Annotated in this window: 19 protein-coding genes, 1 pseudogene and 1 riboswitch; of the genes and pseudogenes, 19 read left to right on the forward strand and 1 reads right to left on the reverse strand. The window is 52.0% G+C overall.

The features are described from left to right. The 10 genes and pseudogenes from TJ79_RS27550 to TJ79_RS08475 form a co-directional block, all read left to right on the forward strand. Nucleotides 1-186, forward strand: a pseudogene (locus tag TJ79_RS27550) (sugar ABC transporter permease); the annotation flags it as partial. A gap of 123 nt (nt 187-309) precedes the next feature. Then, a riboswitch (purine riboswitch) is annotated at nt 310-409 on the forward strand. Nucleotides 410-496: 87 nt separating this feature from the next. Further along, nucleotides 497-1,666, forward strand: a complete 1,170-nt coding sequence (locus tag TJ79_RS08435) for an MFS transporter (RefSeq protein ID WP_040949859.1) — start codon at nt 497-499, stop codon at nt 1,664-1,666. A gap of 65 nt (nt 1,667-1,731) precedes the next feature. Then, on the forward strand, nt 1,732-2,331 hold the full coding sequence (locus TJ79_RS08440) for a TetR/AcrR family transcriptional regulator (RefSeq protein ID WP_040949860.1): 600 nt from the start codon (nt 1,732-1,734) through the stop codon (nt 2,329-2,331). 96 nt (nt 2,332-2,427) lie between these two features. After that, entirely contained in the window at nt 2,428-3,621 is a 1,194-nt protein-coding gene (locus tag TJ79_RS08445; protein ID WP_040949861.1) for an MFS transporter, read from the forward strand. 58 nt (nt 3,622-3,679) lie between these two features. Next, nucleotides 3,680-3,922 (forward strand): DUF3892 domain-containing protein, encoded by a 243-nt coding sequence (locus TJ79_RS08450; protein ID WP_040949862.1) that lies wholly within the window; start codon nt 3,680-3,682, stop codon nt 3,920-3,922. Nucleotides 3,923-4,121: 199 nt separating this feature from the next. Then, a complete protein-coding gene (locus TJ79_RS08455) occupies nt 4,122-4,799 on the forward strand; it encodes a response regulator transcription factor (protein ID WP_040949863.1) in 678 nt (225 codons plus the stop codon). Continuing rightward, nucleotides 4,796-6,172, forward strand: a complete 1,377-nt coding sequence (locus tag TJ79_RS08460) for a sensor histidine kinase (protein WP_040949864.1) — start codon at nt 4,796-4,798, stop codon at nt 6,170-6,172. Before TJ79_RS08455 ends, TJ79_RS08460 begins: the two co-directional genes overlap by 4 nt. A gap of 106 nt (nt 6,173-6,278) precedes the next feature. Beyond that, the gene (locus TJ79_RS08465; RefSeq protein ID WP_040949865.1) at nt 6,279-7,409 is read left to right on the forward strand and encodes an ABC transporter permease; all 1,131 of its coding nucleotides are present in this window, start codon (nt 6,279-6,281) and stop codon (nt 7,407-7,409) included. After that, entirely contained in the window at nt 7,406-8,080 is a 675-nt protein-coding gene (locus TJ79_RS08470; protein WP_040949866.1) for an ABC transporter ATP-binding protein, read from the forward strand. Before TJ79_RS08465 ends, TJ79_RS08470 begins: the two co-directional genes overlap by 4 nt. Before the next feature lie 76 nt (nt 8,081-8,156). Next, nucleotides 8,157-9,020: an aminoglycoside phosphotransferase family protein gene (locus TJ79_RS08475; RefSeq protein WP_040949867.1), complete on the forward strand. Its 864-nt coding sequence runs from the start codon at nt 8,157-8,159 to the stop codon at nt 9,018-9,020. Between the two features lie 139 nt (nt 9,021-9,159). Here the strand turns inward: TJ79_RS08475 and TJ79_RS27125 are convergent, their stop codons facing one another. Then, on the reverse strand, nt 9,160-9,321 hold the full coding sequence (locus TJ79_RS27125) for a GNAT family N-acetyltransferase (RefSeq protein ID WP_155987815.1): 162 nt from the start codon (nt 9,319-9,321) through the stop codon (nt 9,160-9,162). Between the two features lie 47 nt (nt 9,322-9,368). On the opposite strand from TJ79_RS27125, the gene TJ79_RS08480 reads away from it, so the two are divergent. From TJ79_RS08480 to aguB, 9 genes are all read left to right on the forward strand, one after another. Beyond that, nucleotides 9,369-9,947 carry a GNAT family N-acetyltransferase gene (locus tag TJ79_RS08480; protein WP_238322892.1) on the forward strand — a complete coding sequence of 193 codons (579 nt, stop codon included), beginning with the start codon at nt 9,369-9,371 and terminating at the stop codon, nt 9,945-9,947. A 135-nt stretch (nt 9,948-10,082) separates the two neighbouring features. Beyond that, entirely contained in the window at nt 10,083-12,077 is a 1,995-nt protein-coding gene (locus TJ79_RS08485) for a chemotaxis protein CheA (RefSeq protein WP_040949869.1), read from the forward strand. Continuing rightward, nucleotides 12,064-12,555 carry a chemotaxis protein CheW gene (locus tag TJ79_RS08490; RefSeq protein WP_040949870.1) on the forward strand — a complete coding sequence of 164 codons (492 nt, stop codon included), beginning with the start codon at nt 12,064-12,066 and terminating at the stop codon, nt 12,553-12,555. The genes TJ79_RS08485 and TJ79_RS08490 overlap by 14 nt, the downstream gene beginning before the upstream one ends. A 46-nt stretch (nt 12,556-12,601) precedes the next feature. Continuing rightward, entirely contained in the window at nt 12,602-14,449 is a 1,848-nt protein-coding gene (locus TJ79_RS08495) for a methyl-accepting chemotaxis protein (protein ID WP_040949871.1), read from the forward strand. Next, entirely contained in the window at nt 14,446-15,261 is an 816-nt protein-coding gene (locus TJ79_RS08500) for a CheR family methyltransferase (protein WP_040949872.1), read from the forward strand. Before TJ79_RS08495 ends, TJ79_RS08500 begins: the two co-directional genes overlap by 4 nt. Before the next feature lie 5 nt (nt 15,262-15,266). Beyond that, nucleotides 15,267-16,298, forward strand: coding sequence for a protein-glutamate methylesterase/protein-glutamine glutaminase (locus TJ79_RS08505; protein ID WP_040949873.1), 1,032 nt, complete (start codon nt 15,267-15,269; stop codon nt 16,296-16,298). 139 nt (nt 16,299-16,437) lie between these two features. Then, complete coding sequence (locus TJ79_RS08510) at nt 16,438-17,607, forward strand: SLC13 family permease (protein ID WP_162162936.1); 1,170 nt, start codon at nt 16,438-16,440, stop codon at nt 17,605-17,607. Nucleotides 17,608-17,684: 77 nt separating this feature from the next. Next, nucleotides 17,685-18,719, forward strand: coding sequence for an agmatine deiminase family protein (locus TJ79_RS08515; protein ID WP_040949887.1), 1,035 nt, complete (start codon nt 17,685-17,687; stop codon nt 18,717-18,719). Between the two features lie 26 nt (nt 18,720-18,745). Next, on the forward strand, nt 18,746-19,624 hold the full coding sequence (aguB, locus tag TJ79_RS08520) for an N-carbamoylputrescine amidase (RefSeq protein ID WP_040949874.1): 879 nt from the start codon (nt 18,746-18,748) through the stop codon (nt 19,622-19,624). Nucleotides 19,625-19,631: the final 7 nt, after the last annotated feature.

The following is a 19,631-nucleotide window of genomic DNA, read 5'->3' on the forward strand; positions in this document are numbered from 1 at the left end:
GGCGTATCGGCGGCAGGCGGCGTCGGCAAAGTCACGGGCTCCATCATCGGCGCTATCGTCATGGCCTCCCTTTCCAACGGGATGAACCTGCTCGGCATCGGTATCTCGTACCAGTACATCATCCGCGGCGCCGTTCTTGCAGCGGCCGTTATCTTCGACGTCATGACACGCAAGAAAAGAGCCTAAAGATCTACCAATCTTTTAAGCCGTCTGGGCTTTCCGCGTCATGCGGGAAAGGAAACCGGGCGGCTTTCCCATTGACAGCCGCTTTGTGATTCTTTATTATGATCTATTGTGATTGGCTTATGTTTATATGGATAAATATTATTTTGTATAACCTCATTAATATGGTGTGAGGGACTCTACCAGGAACCGGAAAATCCTGACTGCAAAAACGGGTATCGTGCCGATACTCTTTTTTTCAGCCAGGATTTTTTATTGCGTTTTTTCGGTCCCGCACAGAGATAAAGAACAGAAGGAGAGGGAGTAAACAGAGATGAAAGCAAAAATCATGGTGTTGATATTAACCACCTTCACGGTAGGCCTCGTGGAGTTGATCATCGGCGGTCTCATGCCGATGATCGCGGAGGATCTGCATGTATCCGTGAGCACGGCGGGCCAACTCATTACGGTATATGCCCTTGTATACGCCATTGCGGGTCCTGTTCTGCTGGCCGCTACTGCGAGAACGGGCCGCAAGCGACTTTACATGTGGTCGATGCTGGTCTTCGTAGTCGGCACGCTGACGGCCTTCCTGGCTCCGACCTATTCCGTCCTGTTTCTGTCCCGTATGATCACGGCTGCAAGCGGGTCGCTCATTGTCACTTTGTCCATGACCCTGGCGGTGAAAATCGTGCCGAAGGATTATCAGGCAAGAGTCATCGGTCTTCTTTCCATGGGGATCAGCTCTTCCATCGTATTGGGCGTTCCCATGGGCGTGCTGCTTGGCAACTCCTTCGGCTGGCGCATTCTCTTCCTGATCATCGCTTTGGTGACCGTGTTCGCAATGATTGCCGTAGCATTCTTTTTGCCGGAAATTCCTCAGGAACAATCGGTTCCCCTGCGGGCTCAGTTAAAGACGCTGAGAAACGGAAAAATCATGAGCGCCCATCTGGTGACGGCACTTACTCTGGCGGGCCATTATACGCTGTATGCCTATTTTACTCCGTTTGTGGAGACGACGATGCATCTGGCTCCGGTATGGATTAGCGCCGCCTATTTCGTCTTCGGCCTGTCTGCGGTTGCGGGAGGCATGATCGGCGGGATTATGGCCGATAAAATGGGAACAAACCGAAGCATTCCACTGGTTATCGCGGTTTTCATTGGCACCATGTTCATCCTGCCTTATTCTACCCAAAACTTTTACCTGTTCACGGTTGTTCTCGTAGTCTGGGGAATCCTGAGTTGGGCGCTTACGCCGGCTCAACAAAGCTACCTGATTCAAAATGCCCCGGAGACGTCGGACATTCACCAAAGCTTTAATTTTTCTGCCCTGCAGTTGGGCATCGCCGTCGGCTCGGCCTTCGGCGGGATCGTAATCCAGCGGGCCGATTCTTATACGGCCAATGCCTGGGCAGGAGGCTTCCTGATCGTATTGGCCTTGCTTTCAGCCATTTACTCCCTGTCGAGACCGGTCCGTGTGGAGAATCCTGTAACGGCGGATTGATTTACACAATCAAGCAAATTCGTTATAATTAGACCCAACGGTCTAGTTGTGAGGTGAGAACTATCGTGCGATCTGACGGGGAAGAAACGAAAAACCGCATCGTTCTGCGTGCAACCCAATTGTTCGTGCAAAAAGGATACGGCGCCGTCACCATGAATGAGGTTTGCGACAAAGCGCAGGTCAGCAAAGGCAGCCTGTATCATCATTTTCCGAGCAAGGAGGAGCTCTTCCTCCACGTTCTGGAAGCCGATACGGATCATTGGCTGCGGCAATGGGAGGAGATTCACACAGGTTGCGCTTCCACAGAGGAGCGGATCTATGCTCTCGCCGAGCATTACGCCAACGACATCCAAAACCCCCTAATCCGGGAAGTGGAGACCTTCGCGAAGGGCCGGGAGATTACCGAAGGGGTAACCCGGCGTCTGGAGCAGATTTACCGCGAAGGTTCCGAAGCCTGCCGGGAGCTGGTGCGGGAAGCGCTCGATAGCGGCTACTTCAAAGAGGGCGAAGTCGAAGATTACGTCCTGATCATAAGCGGCATGCTGGAAGGTCTCGGGAAGATTTGCGAATGGTCGGGACTTGGCGATAACATAAGCAAGGTTAAGGCGTATTACCGCAAGGCGGTTGCTTGTTTTCTCGATGGAGTGCGCGCGCCGGCTCATTAACCCCGGCGCTTCTTTTTCGCTTTTTATTAGACCGTCCGGTCGGTCTGTTTAGATTGAAGAGTAATTTCATAACCTATCATTCGGAGGATTTGCACAATGTCATTGCTAACAAGAAACAGAGGCTCAATGCTGCTGCTGATGCTGAATATTTTCCTGGCATTCATGGGGATCGGTTTAGTTGTTCCCATTATGCCTACCTATATGAATGAGCTTCACATGAGCGGAAAGATCGTGGGGCTCCTTGTCGCCGCCTTCTCTCTGACGCAGCTTTTGCTCTCGCCTCTTGCCGGACGCATGTCGGACTCATGGGGACGAAAGAAGATGATCGTCGCGGGCCTTGTCGTATTCGCGATATCGGAGATTCTGTTCGGCATCGCCAATGGCGCGGTACTCCTTTTTGTTTCCCGGATGCTGGGAGGCGTGGGGTCGGCGCTTATCATGCCGTCCGTCATGGCTTATGTAGCCGACACGACCACCATGGAGGAGAGAGCCAAAGGCATGGGGTACATCAACGCCGCGATCTCTACCGGATTCATCATCGGTCCGGGTATCGGTGGGTACATTGCTGACTTGGGAATTCGGATGCCCTTCTTCTTTGCAGGTGCCGCGGGGGCTGTTGCGGCTATTATCACCCTGATCATCCTGCCGGAATCCAAGTCTCGGGAGCAGCTTAATGGTGCGAACAAGAAAGAGGAGGCGAACGGCAGTCTGCTCTCCCAACTCGCCCGTTCCTACCGGGAACCTTATTTCATGAGCCTCGTCATCGTATTCGTGCTCGCCTTCGGGCTAGCTAATTACGAAACGGTGTTCGGGCTGTTCGTCGATCATAAATTCGGATTCACGCCTAAGGACATCTCGTTCATCATCACCTTCGGCTCCATTTCTGGCGCTGTCGTGCAGGTTACCGCCTTCGGCTGGCTGTTGAACCGCTTTGGCGAGAATCGAGTCATTTCCACTTGCCTGCTGGTTGCCGGGGTCTTTGTTCTGCTGACGCTCTTTGTCCATGTTTATTGGGCGATTATCGTGGTGACCTTCATCGTCTTCTTGGCAACGGATATTTTGCGTCCCGCCATCAGCACCCAGATGTCCAAGCTGGCGGGAGAGCATCAGCAAGGCTTCGTTGCCGGGATGAACTCGGCCTATACGAGCTTGGGAAATATAGCCGGTCCCGTCGTTGCAGGTCTGCTTTTCGATTTAAACGTGAACTATCCTTATATCGCTTCTTCCCTTATCCTGATCGCGAGCTTTCTCCTGACCCTCCGTCCGTCCATGAGAAAAGCGCGCGTCTAGGTTCCGTATCATTTCCGGAAAAACGCTCAAGCTAATAAAAAAAGGAGGCGTTTATACCGTGAGCTCACAGGAAAGTCAAAGTGAACAAGTCGTCGCCGTGCGTAAAAATGGAGATGGAGATATCGTGGAGTTGCAGTTGACCTCTGGCAAGGTGGTCGATTACAAAACGGCGCAAGCCATGTCGAAAACAGGTGAAATAACCGGACTTAATGTTTTCCGGGGACGGGATAACGAAGAGCATCTGAGATCCGATCCTGACGGACGCGAGGACAACAATCTCGATAATCTGCCGACTTTTTAATAGTAGGGTTTGAAGACGATTAAAGATTGCAAAGGAGTGCGGGTTGATGTGCGTATGAGGCGCATGCGGTCCGTGCTTCTTTTTTGTTAATGGGACAAAAGGGTTTCATCCGGTCCTGTCCAATTTATGGTTTAATGGAGGTATTGCTACCCAAGCCGGATAAACGTCCGGTTTGACGTTGAACAGGAGAGTGGTTCCGATGAAAAAGCTGCTGGTAGCGGACGATGACGCTCATATCCGTACGTTGCTGAGGCACGTTTTGACCCGGGAAGGCTATGCGGTGCTGGAAGCGCAGGACGGAGAAGAGGCGGAGCGACTCTTGGAGGAGTCTCTTGTGGATCTGGCTATCGTGGATGTGATGATGCCAAAAGTTGACGGGCTCGCGCTGTGCGGACATATTCGCAAAACCTATGATATTCCGATCATTTTGCTGACAGCGAGACAGCAGTTGGAGGATAAAGAGCTGGGTTATTTGCAGGGGACGGATGATTATGTGACCAAGCCCTTTGAACCGGAGGAACTGATCTACCGGATCAAAGCCTTGTTCCGCCGCTACTCGGTTCCCTCCGATGTGAAGATCCGTCTGAACCGGCTCGTCATAGACCGGAAAAACTACGAGATCTCCATTGGCGATGAAACACTGCTGCTGCCGGTAAAAGAGTTCGAACTGCTGGCGCAACTGGCTCAATATCCAGGCAGGCTGTTCACTCGGGGAGAGTTAATTGAGCTCATTTGGGGTGCCGATTACGAAGGAGATGAGCGCACCGTCGATGTTCATATCAAGCGGCTGCGCCAGCGGTTTAGTGAATACGCCGACGATTTTGTCATCCGGACGGTGCGGGGGATCGGCTATAAGTTGGAGATGAGCGGCCGATGAAATCCCTTTATCTGCGTATGACCATCATCTTTTGCTCGGTCATTCTGATCAGCGGCTTGGCCGGTTTCTTTGTATCCAACTTTTATTATCAGGAAAAGCTCAAGTCGCGAAATGATGCCAAGCTCACGGAGATGTCAAGCGAGCTGCAAGGTTTTATAGATGAACACCCGGAGCTCGCTGGAGAGTACTTGTCCAGTGTGGCTAAGCTTGGTTACAAATTTTATTTGACTGATGGCATTGGAGACGAGCAGACCATCGGCAATTCGTTTCGGGTTAACCATCTACCTGATGAAACGGTTCACAAGGTCTTGGCTGGTGAGGTTTACCATGGCGTGAAGCGGCTGCCGGGAAAGCTCTTTGTAACCGGCTTTTTTGAAAATGAGCTGACCAACTCCATCGGCATGCCCTTGAATCTGAACGGCCACCGCTATGCCTTGTTTATGCGTCCCGACGCGGAGGTGCAGTTCGGGGAACTCCGAAGCTTTATAGCTATCTTTTTGCTTTTTACCGTATTGTTCAGTTTCGGGTTTGTCTTGATCAGCGTCCTTCACGTCGTCAAGCCCCTTACCCGGTTAACGGGCGCTACGAAAATGATCGCAAAAGGGCGCTACGATATCCGCCTGAATACGGTACGGCGGGATGAAATCGGGCAATTGGCCTCCCATTTCATGATCATGAGCCGCGAGCTGGAGCGCACCAATAAAGCCCGGCAAGAATTTGTCGCCAACGTATCCCATGAGATCGAATCGCCGCTTACTTCCATTCAAGGCTTCGCCCAGGCGATGCAAAACGATTCGCTGCCGTGGGAGCAGCAAAAGGAATATTTGTCCATCATCGAAGAGGAAAGCCGGAGATTGTCAGCTGTAAGCAAGCAATTGCTCACTTTGTCTACGTTGGATTATGATCCCGGCGCCTTGGAAATAAAGGCATTCGACTTGAAGGAGCAGATTCGCCACGTCAGTCAAATCATGGAGTGGAAGCTGCGGGAGAAGCAGTTGGCGCTTCGGCTCGTTCTGCCGAATCTGACGATACGCGGGGATTCCAATCTGCTTATTCAGGTTTGGTCGAACTTGCTGACCAACGCCATCAAATATACGCCCGACGGCGGAACGATCTCGATTACCGCTTCTGCGGAAGGCGCAAACTGCGTCGTTCGAGTTGCAGATAGCGGAGAAGGCATTCCGGCCGAGGATCTTCCCCGGATTTTTGACCGCTTTTACAAGGTGGATAAAGCAAGGACAAGAGGAGTAAACGGCAGCGGCCTCGGTTTGTCCATCGTCCGGAAAATTGTCGAAGCCCATGGCGGAACCGTGGAAGCGGAGAGTGTGCCCGGAAAAGGCACCACGTTCACGGTGACGCTACCTCAAAGCTGAAGGACGGCGGCAAGCCGCAATCGCTCAATCCGTAATCTGTCATTCATACTCCGTTCACGAACCTCCTCTATACTTCCAGATAGACACACGAATGAGGAGGGTGAACATGTTTCTTGCATTAAGGGAAATGCGCCATGCCAAGGCGAGGTATGTGTTGATTTTTGCCATCATGGTATTGGTTTCTTTTCTGGTGTTGTTTGTTACCGGGCTGGCAAAAGGGTTGTCCTATGCCAATATCTCCGCCCTTGAAAATATCCCGGCTAATCATTACGTTCTTCAGTCCGACGCAGAAGGGAAATTCCGCAGCTCGCTTTTGACGGAGAACGATCTGGACGAGGTGCGCGCTGTTGTCGGAGCCGATAGTGCGGATGCTTTGAGCGTTCAGACCGGGACGGTTGTCGTCTCTCAGGCGGATACCAAAGCGGATGTCGCATTTTTTGCCGTCGATATGAAAGGGATGCTGGCTCCCAATCTTACAGAAGGAACAGCCATATCCAATGATTCCCGCGGGCAGGTCATCGTCGACGAGAGCTTGAAAGATGATGGCATGAAGATCGGCGGCACCATCACCGATTTGCAAAGCGGGAAGAAATGGGTGGTGGCCGGTTTTGCCAAGGACCGTTCTTACAGCCATATGCCTGTCATTTTTATGAACCGTGCGGATGGGCAGGAGCTCCAGCATGGCAATCCATCATTAAACGCAGGAGCAGGGAGCGGCACGGATCAAGGTTCGTTCAACGTGATCGCCGTGCAGACGGCTAAAGGCGACGCAGCTGCGATTGGCAACAAGGTTAACGGGGTTGAGGTGATATCCAAGGCGGATGCGATTTCGAAAGTCCCCGGCTATTCCGCCGAGCAAAGCTCCCTTTTGATGATGGTCGTTTTTCTGCTTGTGATTTCGGCCTTTGTGCTGGCGGTCTTCTTTTATGTGATGACGATTCAAAAGACAACGCAGTTCGGCATTATGAAGGCCATCGGCACCCGGTCCAGCTATTTGGCTTGGAGCGTACTCGGGCAGGTTTTGCTTCTCACCGTAGCCGGTCTGGTGGTTAGCATCCTGCTTACCTCTGGAATGGCGATGGCACTGCCCGATACCATGCCTTTTCGCTTGGTTCCGTCCACCATTACCACGAACAGTGCACTATTTCTCGTTATGGCGCTTGCCGGTTCGTTAACTTCTGTGATTCGCGTTATCAAAATCGATCCGCTTGAAGCGATGGGGAGGGCTAGCGCATGAGTATGCTGGAACTGCGTCAAGTTCGTAAAGTTTACGGGGATGGGGATTCCCAAACCGCGGTTTTGAATGGCCTCGATTTTAAAGTGGAGGCAGGGGAGTTTGTAGCCGTGCTTGGTCCGTCGGGCTCGGGGAAAAGCACTTTTCTCTCCATTGCAGGCGCGCTGCTCGCCCCTACTTCAGGCGAAGTATTCATCGACGGAGAGGCTCTTTCCGGGAAAAGCGAGAAAGAACGCGCCGACTTCCGGCTGCGGAAAATCGGCTTCATGTTTCAAAGCGCCCAGCTCCTTCCTTTCTTGAAGGTGAAGGAACAACTGCTGTTTAGCGCCAAACAAGCGAATATACAGTCAGCGGAAGGAAATCGCCGGGCTAACGAGCTGCTTGATCAGCTGCACATCTCCCATCGGAGCAATGTTTATCCGGAGAAGCTCTCGGGTGGAGAAAAGCAGCGGGTTGCCATCGCCAGAGCTTGGATGAACCATCCCGCTATTTTATTCGCTGACGAGCCCACGGCGAGCCTCGATTTTGAGCGGGGCAAAGAGGTGGTACGCATGCTGGCGGACGCTGTCCGTACGGAAGGCAAAGCAGCCGTGATGGTTACTCATGACCAGCGCATGCTGGAATGGTGCACTCGCGTGCTGCGCCTGGAGAACGGGATATTGCGAGAAGCATAAGATGGCTGGGGATACGGCACCTCGGCAGGATATCGAATCGGCAACCTGCCATTGCCGTATAGGAGGATGTTGAACGTTGGGGAATCCGCTAGCTTCAATTGAATGGATCGATAAAAACGAAGAGTTAGAAAGCATGCTGCAAAACCCGGATAAGATAACTGTTCATGTCATCGACCAAGGCTTTGAGGCGGAAGTGGTGAAAATCGCCGCGCCATCGGGCGAATACGTGCTGAAGACCTGGAGTAAAAGCTCCAGGCCGGATGTGGGGTTTCAGTATCATTTGCTCGCCGGTCTTCCGGAGTCCGGGTTATCCGTTTCTCGCCCATTGGGCTTTGGAACCGATGCGGGCGGTCACAAGGTGCTGCTCACGAGCTTTGACGGAAAGCCGATCCAAAAAGTGAATGCGAAGAAGATGGCGGAATTCGCAGCCATTCTAGCCGGGCTCCATCAAGTATCAACGGTCGAATTTGCAACGATACAGCTGCCCTCGTATGATTTTACAGCGTATTTTTTCCCCGATGGGGAGGAGTATGCGGATATCACGAAGTCGCTTGCGCCGTTGCTGGAACAAGCCGAAATGAAGCAGGACGCTATCATTCATGGCGATTTTCACATGAACAATTTGCTGGAGGAGAAGGACCGCATCACCTTGATAGACTGGACGAACGCACAGTTGGGCGATGCGCGGTATGATCTGGCGTGGGCTCTTGTGTTGATTTCGATTTATATCTCGGAGCGGCATGCGGCTATGTTTTTATCTGCTTATGGGAAAAAGAAGAAGATCAAGCCTGAGGAGCATGACCTTTTTATGGCGATCGCCTATCTCCGCTGGATTTTGTTAAACCGTAGAGGCGGCGTACCCATGGGGCCAGAGACCTTAAAGAAAGTGAAAAATCTGATGAACGGAAATGCCTTCCTTAAAGATCGCAATCTCGTTTAGCAAGCACAATTAACAATAACAGGCTGCTCCTATCCAACAGGAGCAGCCTTTTTGCGCTCGAACGGTCTATTAGCGCTCGATTGCATAAATCACGACGGTTTTATCGAAGACAAAGGCTTCTTTTCCCAATTGAAGACCGTTATGCTCCGCAACACGGCGGGAGGCTGTATTGAGCGGGTCGATGATGCTGGGCCGGATAATAGGTCATCGTCTCCGCATCGGAAAAAATCTCGTGCAGCGCATCGGCATCCGTTTCTTCAAGGTGCTGCAGGAATAGCCGCGGGGTTTCCAGACTAAACATGGCGTGTCACCCCATTCTTTTCTTCCCTTAACAGGTGTGATACTATTTTGGCAAGAAAAAGAGAGAAAGACAAGGAGTGGCAGAATCTGATGAATACGAAGTTTAGCGTAGAACCCGGCACCCGGGAAGATATCGATGAGCTGGCTAGGCTCTTTGATGAATTGAACGATTACTTGGCGGAGACCATCAATTGGCCGGGGTGGCGCAAGGGGCTTTATCCGGTTCGGCAAACGGCGGAGGACGCCGTGGAGAAGGGAACCTTGTTTGTGGTCCGCGATGAAGAGGGGGTCATTGCCGGAACCGTCCGTTTGACCCATGAGCCTGAGCCTGCTTATTTCAAAGCAATATGGGGGATTGAGGCAGATTACAGCGAACTGATCGTCGTTCATACGCTGGCGGTGCACCCCTCTTATATGAAGAAAGGCCCATCGCGGCTGATGCTGAATTTTGCGGAGGAGTATGGCAGAAAGCAAGGCATAAAGGCGATCCGGCTGGACGTGTCGGTTCATAACCAGCCGGCGATTCGGCTGTACGAAAGCTGCGGTTATCGCTACGTGGATACGGTAGATCTGGAGTTGGGGATTCCGGGACTTGAGTATTTCCGCTTATACGAATTAATTCTATAAAGATGTGACATTTGTCATAGATTCATATAATATAATAAGAAATTTGTGCCGATATAGAGAACAGATGGATCGAATGGACCTTTGCTTGGCCCTTTCGATGTTGTCTGTTCTGTTTTCATATTAGGGGTGAATCCAATGTCCGATCACATTTCTCAAGACCACATGCTGGACATGTACCTGTTTGAAACGACACAAAATTTAGAGCAATTGGAAAAGTCGATTTTATCCAGCGAAGAATCATCGGGACTGACGCCGAATGCGATCCATGAAATTTTCCGGATCATGCATACGATCAAAGGCTCGTCGGCGATGATGTTTTTTGATTCCATCACAACTCTCGCGCATGCCCTTGAGGATCTTTTCTATTACATCCGCGAGGAGAAGCCAAGGTCGATCGACATCTCCGTTCTTTTTGATCTGGTATTCGCAGGCGTGGACTTCATGAAGGTGGAGCTGGCGAAAATCAAAAACGGGGACCGCCCCGATGGAGATGCAACCCATTTGATTGAGACTCTCCAAAGCTATTTGGCAGAGCTGAAAGGGGACAAACCGAAACGGAAGGAATACCGGGTCGTGATCCGCTTCGAAGATGGTTGCGAGATGGAAAATATAAGGGCCTACTCCATCGTTCATAGTCTGAAGGAACTTACGGAAGATTTCGAGTATGAGCCGAAAACGATCATCGAAAGTGACGACAGCGCTCAAATCATCCGAGAGAGTGGCTTTCGGATCATCCTGAAGACGGATCGAAGCGAGCAGGAGCTGTATGACTATTTTAGCAAAACGCTCTTTTTGAAAGAGCTGGAATTGGAGGAGCTGCCCCCCGGTTGGGAAGCCCAGGAAACGGCAGAGAAAAATGAGGAGATCGAGCGGCAGTCGCCGGAAGAGACGGTTTCTCGGGAATCGAAACGGGAAGAAGGAGAGAAGACTTCGGGGGATGCCCAGCCGTCTTTTGCGCAAAGCATCATCAGCGTACAGGTGGGGAAATTGGACAAGCTTATGGATTTGGTTGGCGAAATGGTGATAGCGGAGGCTATGGTCACGCAAAATCCGGATTTGCAAGATTTGGAACTGGAAAACTTTCAGAAGGCGGCAAGACAGCTGAGGAAAATTTCCAGCGAGCTGCAGGACATGGTGATGTCGATCCGGATGGTGCCCTTGTCCACTACTTTTCATAAAATGCATCGCGTTGCCCGGGATATGAGCCGCAAGCTGGATAAAGAGGTGCAGCTGAAGCTGATCGGCGAAGAAACGGAAGTGGATAAGAATATTATCGAGCAAATTTCCGATCCCTTGATGCATCTGGTGCGGAATTCCATCGACCATGGCATCGAGGAAGCGGCGGACCGGGCAGCCCGTGGGAAGAACACGGCTGGACTCATTACGCTGGAAGCGAAGAATGCTGGCAGCGACGTTTGGGTGACCGTAAAAGATGACGGAAAAGGGCTGAGCCGCGAGAAGATTTTGCAGAAAGCGAGAGAACACGGGCTGTTGTATAAATCCGAGCATGAGATGACCGACAGGGAGATTTATCAGTTGATCTTCCTTCCAGGATTCTCAACGAAAGAGCGGGTGACGGAATTTTCCGGCAGGGGCGTCGGGATGGATGTGGTGCTGAAAAAGCTGGAATCCGTAGGCGGTTCCCTTTCCATCGACAGCGTCGAAGGAGAAGGAACCACGACGACTTTGAAAATTCCGCTGACCCTTGCCATCATCGACGGCATGAACATTCGGGTAGGCGGCTCCCGTTACACCCTCCCAATCGCCTCCATCCGGGAGTCCTTCCGTTCGAAACAAGCGGATATCATTGAGGATCCCGACGGCAACGAAATGATTATCGTGCGGGGTGAAGTCTATTCGATCTTACGGCTTCATGAGCTGTATGGGGTGAAAGGCGGATTGGCGGAGTTTACCGAAGGAATCTTCATCATGATCGAGCACGAAGGCAAAAGCGTCTGCCTCTTTGCGGATGAGCTTCTCGGGCAGCAGCAGGTGGTGGTTAAAGCCCTTCCCAAATACATCAAGAACACGAAGAAAATCGAAGGACTGGCGGGATGCACCTTGCTTGGCGATGGAAGCGTCAGCTTGATTCTGGATATCGGAGGCCTAATCGGTTATGCGAAAAAATGAAGAGGAATGGACAGAGCAGGAGGAAGATACGCTGAAGGGAAAGTTTTTGACCTTTTCCATGGGCAACGAGCAGTACGGCATCGAAATCCGCCATATTACGGAAATCATCGGCATTCAGCCGATTACGGAAGTGCCGGAACTGCCGGAGTACATAAAAGGGATCGTCAATCTGCGGGGGAAAATCATTCCCGTCATGGATGTGCGGCTGCGGTTCAAAAAGCCTTTTCGCGACTACAACGACCGGACCTGCATCATTGTGGTCGATATCGAGGATATTTCCATCGGCCTCATTGTGGACCGCGTTTCCGAGGTGCTGGTTATCCGCGAAGAGCAGATCGTCGACCCGCCGGATATGAATAAAGGCGGACAGCGGTTTATCAAGGGGATCGGAACGGTGGCAAACGATGTACTCCTGCTTCTGGATTGCGGCAAGTTGCTCAGTGATAACGAAATCGAGACGTTGAATCAAGCGGTTTAAGAAAAATGGCCTTTCAAATTGAACTAGCCTGAAGGAGGCACATCTTATGAAGTGGTTTTACAACATGAAAATTGCCACCAAACTGCTGACCGGTTATATCACGGTAGCCTTGATCGCTGGATTTGTCGGGGTTTACGGAATCATTAGCCTGCACACCATGGAGAAGAACGACTCCAAGCTCTACAACGAAAACGTAATCGGGCTCGTTCACACCGGTTCTATCGTCAGCCACTTTGCCAATATCCGAATTGCAATCCGGGATTTGATCATCAATTACGATAGTGGCGACCGTACTCAATATGTTCAGGATTTGAAGGATCGTTTTGCCGATTTGAACAGCGGTTTGGATAAGTACGGGAAAACGATCTATGTAGAGGAGGATCGGAACAACTTCAATGAAGCGAATAGTCTCGTCGACCAATACGAAGCCATGGCTGCTCAGATTGAAACGTTGGCGGCATCCGGGAAAGGCGTTAGTGAGATTGTCAAACTGACTCAATCGGCGACCCCGACAGCAAATGCCATCAACGAAGCATTGGGGAAGATGAATGATTGGAATGACAAACAGGCATTGGAACGGTCGGAGGCCAACACGTCATCGGCAAATCGCACTACGTATATCATGATTATCATCGTTGCCGCGGCTGCCGTGCTGTCCATTCTCTTGGGAATTTTTATCAGCAGGCTGATCAGCAAGCCGGTGAAAAAGCTAACAGTCGTTGCGGACAGATTGGCCCTTGGCGATGTCAACGTCAGCGTGCAAGCCGAAACCAAGGATGAAATCGGCTTATTGATGGAATCCTTCCGCAAAATGATCGAGAATATCCACGATCAAGCCAGCGCCGTGGAGAAGATCGCCAGCGGTGATTTGACAGCCCAAGTTCATGTGAAGTCGCCGAATGACGTGCTGACGATCAAACTCGGCGAAATGATTCAGATGAATAATGAAATTCTGCATAATATCCATTCAGCAGCGGAACAAGTCGCAACCGGTTCCAGGCAGGTTTCGGATTCCAGCATCGCGTTGTCTCAAGGAGCGACAGAACAAGCCAGCTCTATCCAGCAGTTGACGGCTTCCATTGAAGAAATATCGGTGCAAACCAAACTCAATGCCGAGAATGCTAATGAGGCCAACACTTTAGCCGAAGGGGCCAAGCATAATGCGGAAGAAGGCAACCGGCAAATGAGCGAGATGCTCCGGGCGATGCAGGAAATCAACGATTCCTCCAGCAATATATCCAAAATCATTAAAGTCATCGATGAGATTGCCTTCCAAACTAACATATTGGCCCTGAACGCCGCAGTGGAAGCTGCCCGGGCAGGTCAGCACGGCAAAGGCTTCGCGGTGGTCGCCGAAGAAGTGAGAAATTTGGCGGCAAGATCCGCTGGCGCGGCAAAGGAAACGACGGAGATGATTGAAAGCTCCATCAAGAAGGTGGAAGGTGGCACGAAGATCGCCAACGATACCGCTTCCGCTCTATCGCAAATCGTTGACGGGGTTGCGAAGGTAGCAGATCTGGTCAGCGACATCGCCATGGCATCGAGCGAGCAGGCCATCGGCATAGCCCAGGTCAACCAAGGCATTATGCAGGTGTCCCAGGTCGTGCAGACTAACTCGGCGACATCCGAAGAAAGCGCGGCGGCCAGTGAGGAACTATCCAGCCAGGCGGAGCTGCTTAAGGAGCAAGTGGGGAGATTCAAATTGGCTAAAGGCACGCGTTCTCTTTCTTACCGTGGGTTGGAGGAAATGAACCCGGAGGTTTTTAAAGTGCTGGAGCAGATGGGCCAAAGCAGTCAAACGAGCAACCAAGGGAAAGCGGGTTTTTATCCGGAAGCCGCCGCTTCCGCCGCTAAAAGAATCGCGCTCAGCGATAGGGAGTTCGGAAAATATTGATTACCATAACGGATGACGATTTCACGGCATTTTCCCGGTATATCAAGACCCATTACGGGATAAATTTGAAGCCGGAAAAAATGTCCCTGGTTGCCGGGCGTCTCCATCATGTCATCGCCAGCAATAAGATGAACAGCTTGTCGGAATATTTGAATTATGTGCAAACGGACAGGTCCGGACAAGCTGCAGTCACTTTGCTCAATAAAATCACGACCAACCATACATTTTTCATGCGGGAGAGCGACCATTTCTACTATTTCCGCGACAGTGTATTGCCCTATTTGGCGCGAACGATCGCGAGCAAGGATATGCGGATTTGGAGCGCGGCGTGCTCGTCAGGGGAGGAGCCTTATACGCTGGCGATGCTCATCGATGAATATTTCGGCAGGGGAAAAGCAGGCTGGGATACGAAAATATTGGCGACCGACATCTCCAGCCACGTCCTGGATATTGCGAAGAGAGGTATCTACAGCAACGAGAAAATCGCGATACTGCCGCCAGTGTGGAAAATGAGCTATTTTAAGGCGTATGATGCGGATAGCTCAATTTTGACCGATGATATCCGTGACGAAGTCATTTTTCGCAAATTGAACCTTATGGACCCGGTATTTCCTTTCCGCAAAAAGTTCCACGTTGTATTTTGCAAGAACGTCATGATTTATTTTGACCGCGCCACAAGGCGGGAATTAGTCGATAAGCTTTATGAGTTGACTGAACACGGGGGGTATTTGTTTATCGGTCATTCCGAATCTCTTGACCGGGACAAGACGAAATATAAATACGTCAGGCCTGGCGTTTTCAGGAAGGAGTAGCGGTAGTGACAAGTAGGAAGAGGACTCGGGTACTGGTAGTAGATGACAGTATTTTCGTTCGCGAAGTGATCAGGCGGGGGATATCGACGGATCCGCAAATCGAGGTCATTGCCGTTGCCGGAGATCCCTTTGAGGCAAGAGACCTCATTCTGGAGTGTCACCCGGACGTCATTACTTGCGATGTGGAAATGCCCCGCATGAACGGAATTGAGTTTGTGCGAAGGCTGCTGCCGCAGTATCGGGTGCCGATCATTATGGTCAGCTCGGTCAGTGCAGCCGTTTTCGACGCGATGAGCGCAGGGGCTGTCGATTTTGTCGTGAAGCCGGATATCCGGTCAGCCGAAGGGATTGAGCCGTTTATCCGCGAACTGATCGGGAAAATCCGCACCGCTGCCATTGCCAAGGTTGAGCCGCAGACAACGGCTTCGGTCCAGAGCGGACTGAAGGACGCCAACCACGGAGGCAAAGATAAAATCATTGCGATCGGCGCTTCAACGGGAGGAACGGAGGCGATTTTTAACATTTTGCAGCAGCTGCCTCCGTCCACACCCGGTATCGCCATCGTGCAGCATATTCCGCCAGTTTTTTCCCGCATGTTTGCGGAACGGATAAACAACCAGACTGCGCTGCGGACAAAAGAGGCACAGAACGGCGATTACCTGGAAACGGGCACGGTGCTTATCGCCCCGGGGGACCGGCATATGCGGGTGAAGCGTGTCGGCGACCGGTTCAAGGTGGAAACGTTCGAAGGGGATCGGAGAAACGGGCATTGTCCTTCGGTGGATATTCTTTTTGAATCGGTGGCAAAAGAGGCGGGAAGCCGGGGGATCGGCATCATTCTCACCGGCATGGGCTACGATGGAGCGCAGGGGCTCCTGGCTATGAGAAGAAAAGGGGGAAGGACCATCGGTCAAGACTCTTCCACATCTGTGGTTTACGGCATGCCGAAGGTGGCGTTTGAGCTTGGCGCCGTGGAGAAGCAGGCGCCGCTTGCGTTAATCTCGCATGTGCTTGTATCTATTCTGAAAGATGAATGAAGCTGCCTTCGTCAAAGTCCGCGGACAATGGCGAAGGTTTTCTTTTGCTTCGAGTCCCTCGAAAAGGGAATAGCCCTGAAGATGAGATTCGCGTATAATGAAATTTATTTCTTCATCCCTTATGGAATCGAGGATAGCCGTGAATTCTGCATCTTCATCCGAGCCAAAGGTTTATCCAGCCGGCGGTACCGCCATTCGGCTTCCCGTCTCGCGAGCGCTTGTGTTCATCCGCAAAGAGAGTTTCTTTTTTATCGTTCTAGCCGTCACCGTCATTTTGTCGTTCTTCTCGATGCCTCATGTCTCGGCTATCCATTGGAACGTTATCGCTACATTATTTGCACTCATGCTGGTTTGCTCCGCTTTTACCGAGTGCCGGCTGCTGGACTGGATTGCCGTTCGCGCATTGGGGACGTTTCAAACTCCCCGCAAGCTGGGACTGGCGATGATCGCCGCCACCGGCGCTCTCGCTATGGTGGTCACCAACGATGTCGCGTTGCTCACAGTCGTACCGTTAACCCTCATCATGGCGAAAATGAGCGGGAAGGACCCGTTTCTGCTCATTATATTGGAGACGCTGTCCGCCAATTTGTTCTCGGCTCTTACGCCCTTCGGTAACCCGCAAAACTTATATTTGTACGATTATTACGGGATACCCGCCGGAGAATTTTTTAGAATGATGCTTCCTTTCGGTTTGGCCGGAGCGGCATTGCTTGTTGCCGTGAATGGTCTTTTCAACAAAGGAGATGTGTATAAGACGAAGCAAAAGAAGCCTGATTTTCAGAACGGCAAGCTCCTGTTCGGGGCAACGGCAGCCTTTCTCCTGATTATCTTATCAGTGCTGCGGGTGGCCGATTACCGAATTGCCCTTGCTGCAACGCTTCTGATATTCTTCGTGCTGGCTCGGCGCATGTTTATAAAAGTGGATTATTTTCTGCTCGGCACCTTCATCCTCTTCTTTCTCTTTACCGATAGCCTGATCGGGATTGAAGCCGTCCGCGACGGGTTTGTTCGGTTCTTGGCCGGTAATGGAACGGTTGTGCTGGTTGCCGCCGGCGTGTCCCAACTGATCAGCAATGTGCCTGCCGCCGTGCTGCTTTCCGGGTTCACCGGGGATTACCGTGAGCTCTTGTACGGGGTATCCGTTGGCGGCTTGGGAACCTTGGTGGCTTCATTGGCCAGTTTAATCTCTTATAAGCTATACGCTCGGGAATATGCCCCCGGCATCTATTTTCGCCGATTTACGTTGTTGAACGCGAGCCTGTTGATTGTGCTTGCAGCGGGCTGTTGGCTCTTGGTGCGCATGACGTAGCGGAGATTGTGGCAGACCGCCTTGATAAGATATGATAGTGCATGAAGAAAAATAGAGAAGGGAAAGACATAGATAAAATGAAGTCAGCAAATCGTTCCTATACCATGCCGGCCGAATGGACCGAGCATGAACGCACCTTTATATCCTGGCCGATTCAGGATTCCATGTGCTATCCAGATGAATACGATGCCGTTTGCGGCGGCTATGCCGGATTGATCGAGGCCATCGCGGAGTTCGAGCCGGTGACGGTTATCGCGAACCCCGAGGATGCCGAACGGGTGCAGGCACGTTTTGCCAATGCGTGGATTACCGTTCTCGCCATTCCCCACAATGACGCTTGGCTCAGGGACAACGGCCCGACCTTCGTCGTCGGTGCCGACGGCTCCCTCGCCGGCATAAACTGGACATTCAACGCCTGGGGCGGCAAATATGCTCCCTGGGATCTGGACGACCGGGTCGCGCCTCGCATCTTGGGCCATCTCGGCGTCGGGCGCATCGACGTTCCGCTAGTTATGGAAGGCGGCTCGATCCATGTTGACGGCGAAGGGACGCTGCTCACGACGGAGGAATGTCTGCTGAATCCGAACCGCAACCCGGAGAAGAGCAGGGAGGAGATCGCCGAAACGTTGGCAAACACCCTGGATATCGACTCCATCATCTGGTTGAAGCGTGGCTTAAGCGGTGATGAAACCGACGGCCATGTGGACAATGTCGCCTGCTTCGCCGCTCCGGGCAAAGTAATCCTGCAGGTATGCGACGATCCGGCTGACGGGAATTATGCCATCACTCAAGAAAATCTGGAGATTCTGCGCCAAGCCGTGGATGCCAAAGGCCGGAAGCTGGAGATCGTACCGATTCAGCAGCCGCCCCTGACGACTTACGGAGACAAGCGTTTGACCCTCAGTTATTTGAACTTTTATTTCGTGAACGGCGGCATCATCCTTCCGGTATTCGGAGGAGCTGCGGCAGAAACCGACCGTCTGGCCGAAGAAACGCTGAGCCGGGTATTCCCGGACCGCCGCATCCGCACCGTAGATGGCATGGCTGTCATCAGAGAAGGCGGAAATGTCCATTGCACGACCCAACAAATGCCGCGGGCAAACCGGGCTTAAACACCCCCGCAAGGAGGAGAATCCACTTGAGAATAGTAAAAGTAGCGGCTACCCAAATGAGCTGCTCCGCCAATATCGAAGAAAACATCCGCAAAGCGGACGCCTTGGTGCGGGAAGCGGCCCGGCAGGGGGCGCAGATTATTTTGCTGCAGGAGTTGTTTGAGACTCCCTACTTCTGCCAGAAGGAAAAAGCGGATTATTACGCTTACGCTACAGAGCTTGAAGAGAATAAGGCGGTACGGCATTTCCGGGAAGTGGCCAAGGAACTGAACGTTGTGCTGCCCATCAGCTTTTATGAGAAGAAAAACTATGCCCGGTATAACTCCCTCGCGGTTATTGACGCGGATGGCACTGTCATGGGAATCTACCGCAAAAGCCATATCCCCGACGGCCCCGGCTATGAAGAGAAGTTTTACTTTAATCCCGGGGACACCGGCTTCAAGGTATGGAGTACCCGTTATGGCAAAATCGGCGTCGGCGTCTGCTGGGATCAGTGGTACCCGGAGGCCGCCCGCTGCATGGCGCTGGAAGGGGCGGAATTGCTGTTCTACCCGACAGCCATCGGCTCCGAACCCCAGGACGGGTCCATCGACTCAAAGGACCACTGGCAGACCTGCATGCTGGGCCATGCGGCAGCCAATCTGATTCCGGTCATCGCTTCCAACCGCATCGGCGCGGAATCCGATGAAGACTCTACCATCACCTTTTACGGCTCGTCCTTTATCGCCGGTCCACAAGGTAATAAGGTTACCGAAGCGGGACGGGGCGAAGAGACGGTGCTGGTTGCCGAATTCGACCTGGATGCACTCGAAACGGGACGGCTGGAGTGGGGCATCTTCCGCGACCGCCGGCCGGATTTATACAAGAAGATCGCAACCTATGACGGCGAAACACTGATACGGTAAAATCAAC

The organism is Gorillibacterium massiliense (assembly GCF_000455485.1).
GTDB classification, from domain to species: Bacteria; Bacillota; Bacilli; order Paenibacillales; family NBRC-103111; genus Gorillibacterium; species Gorillibacterium massiliense.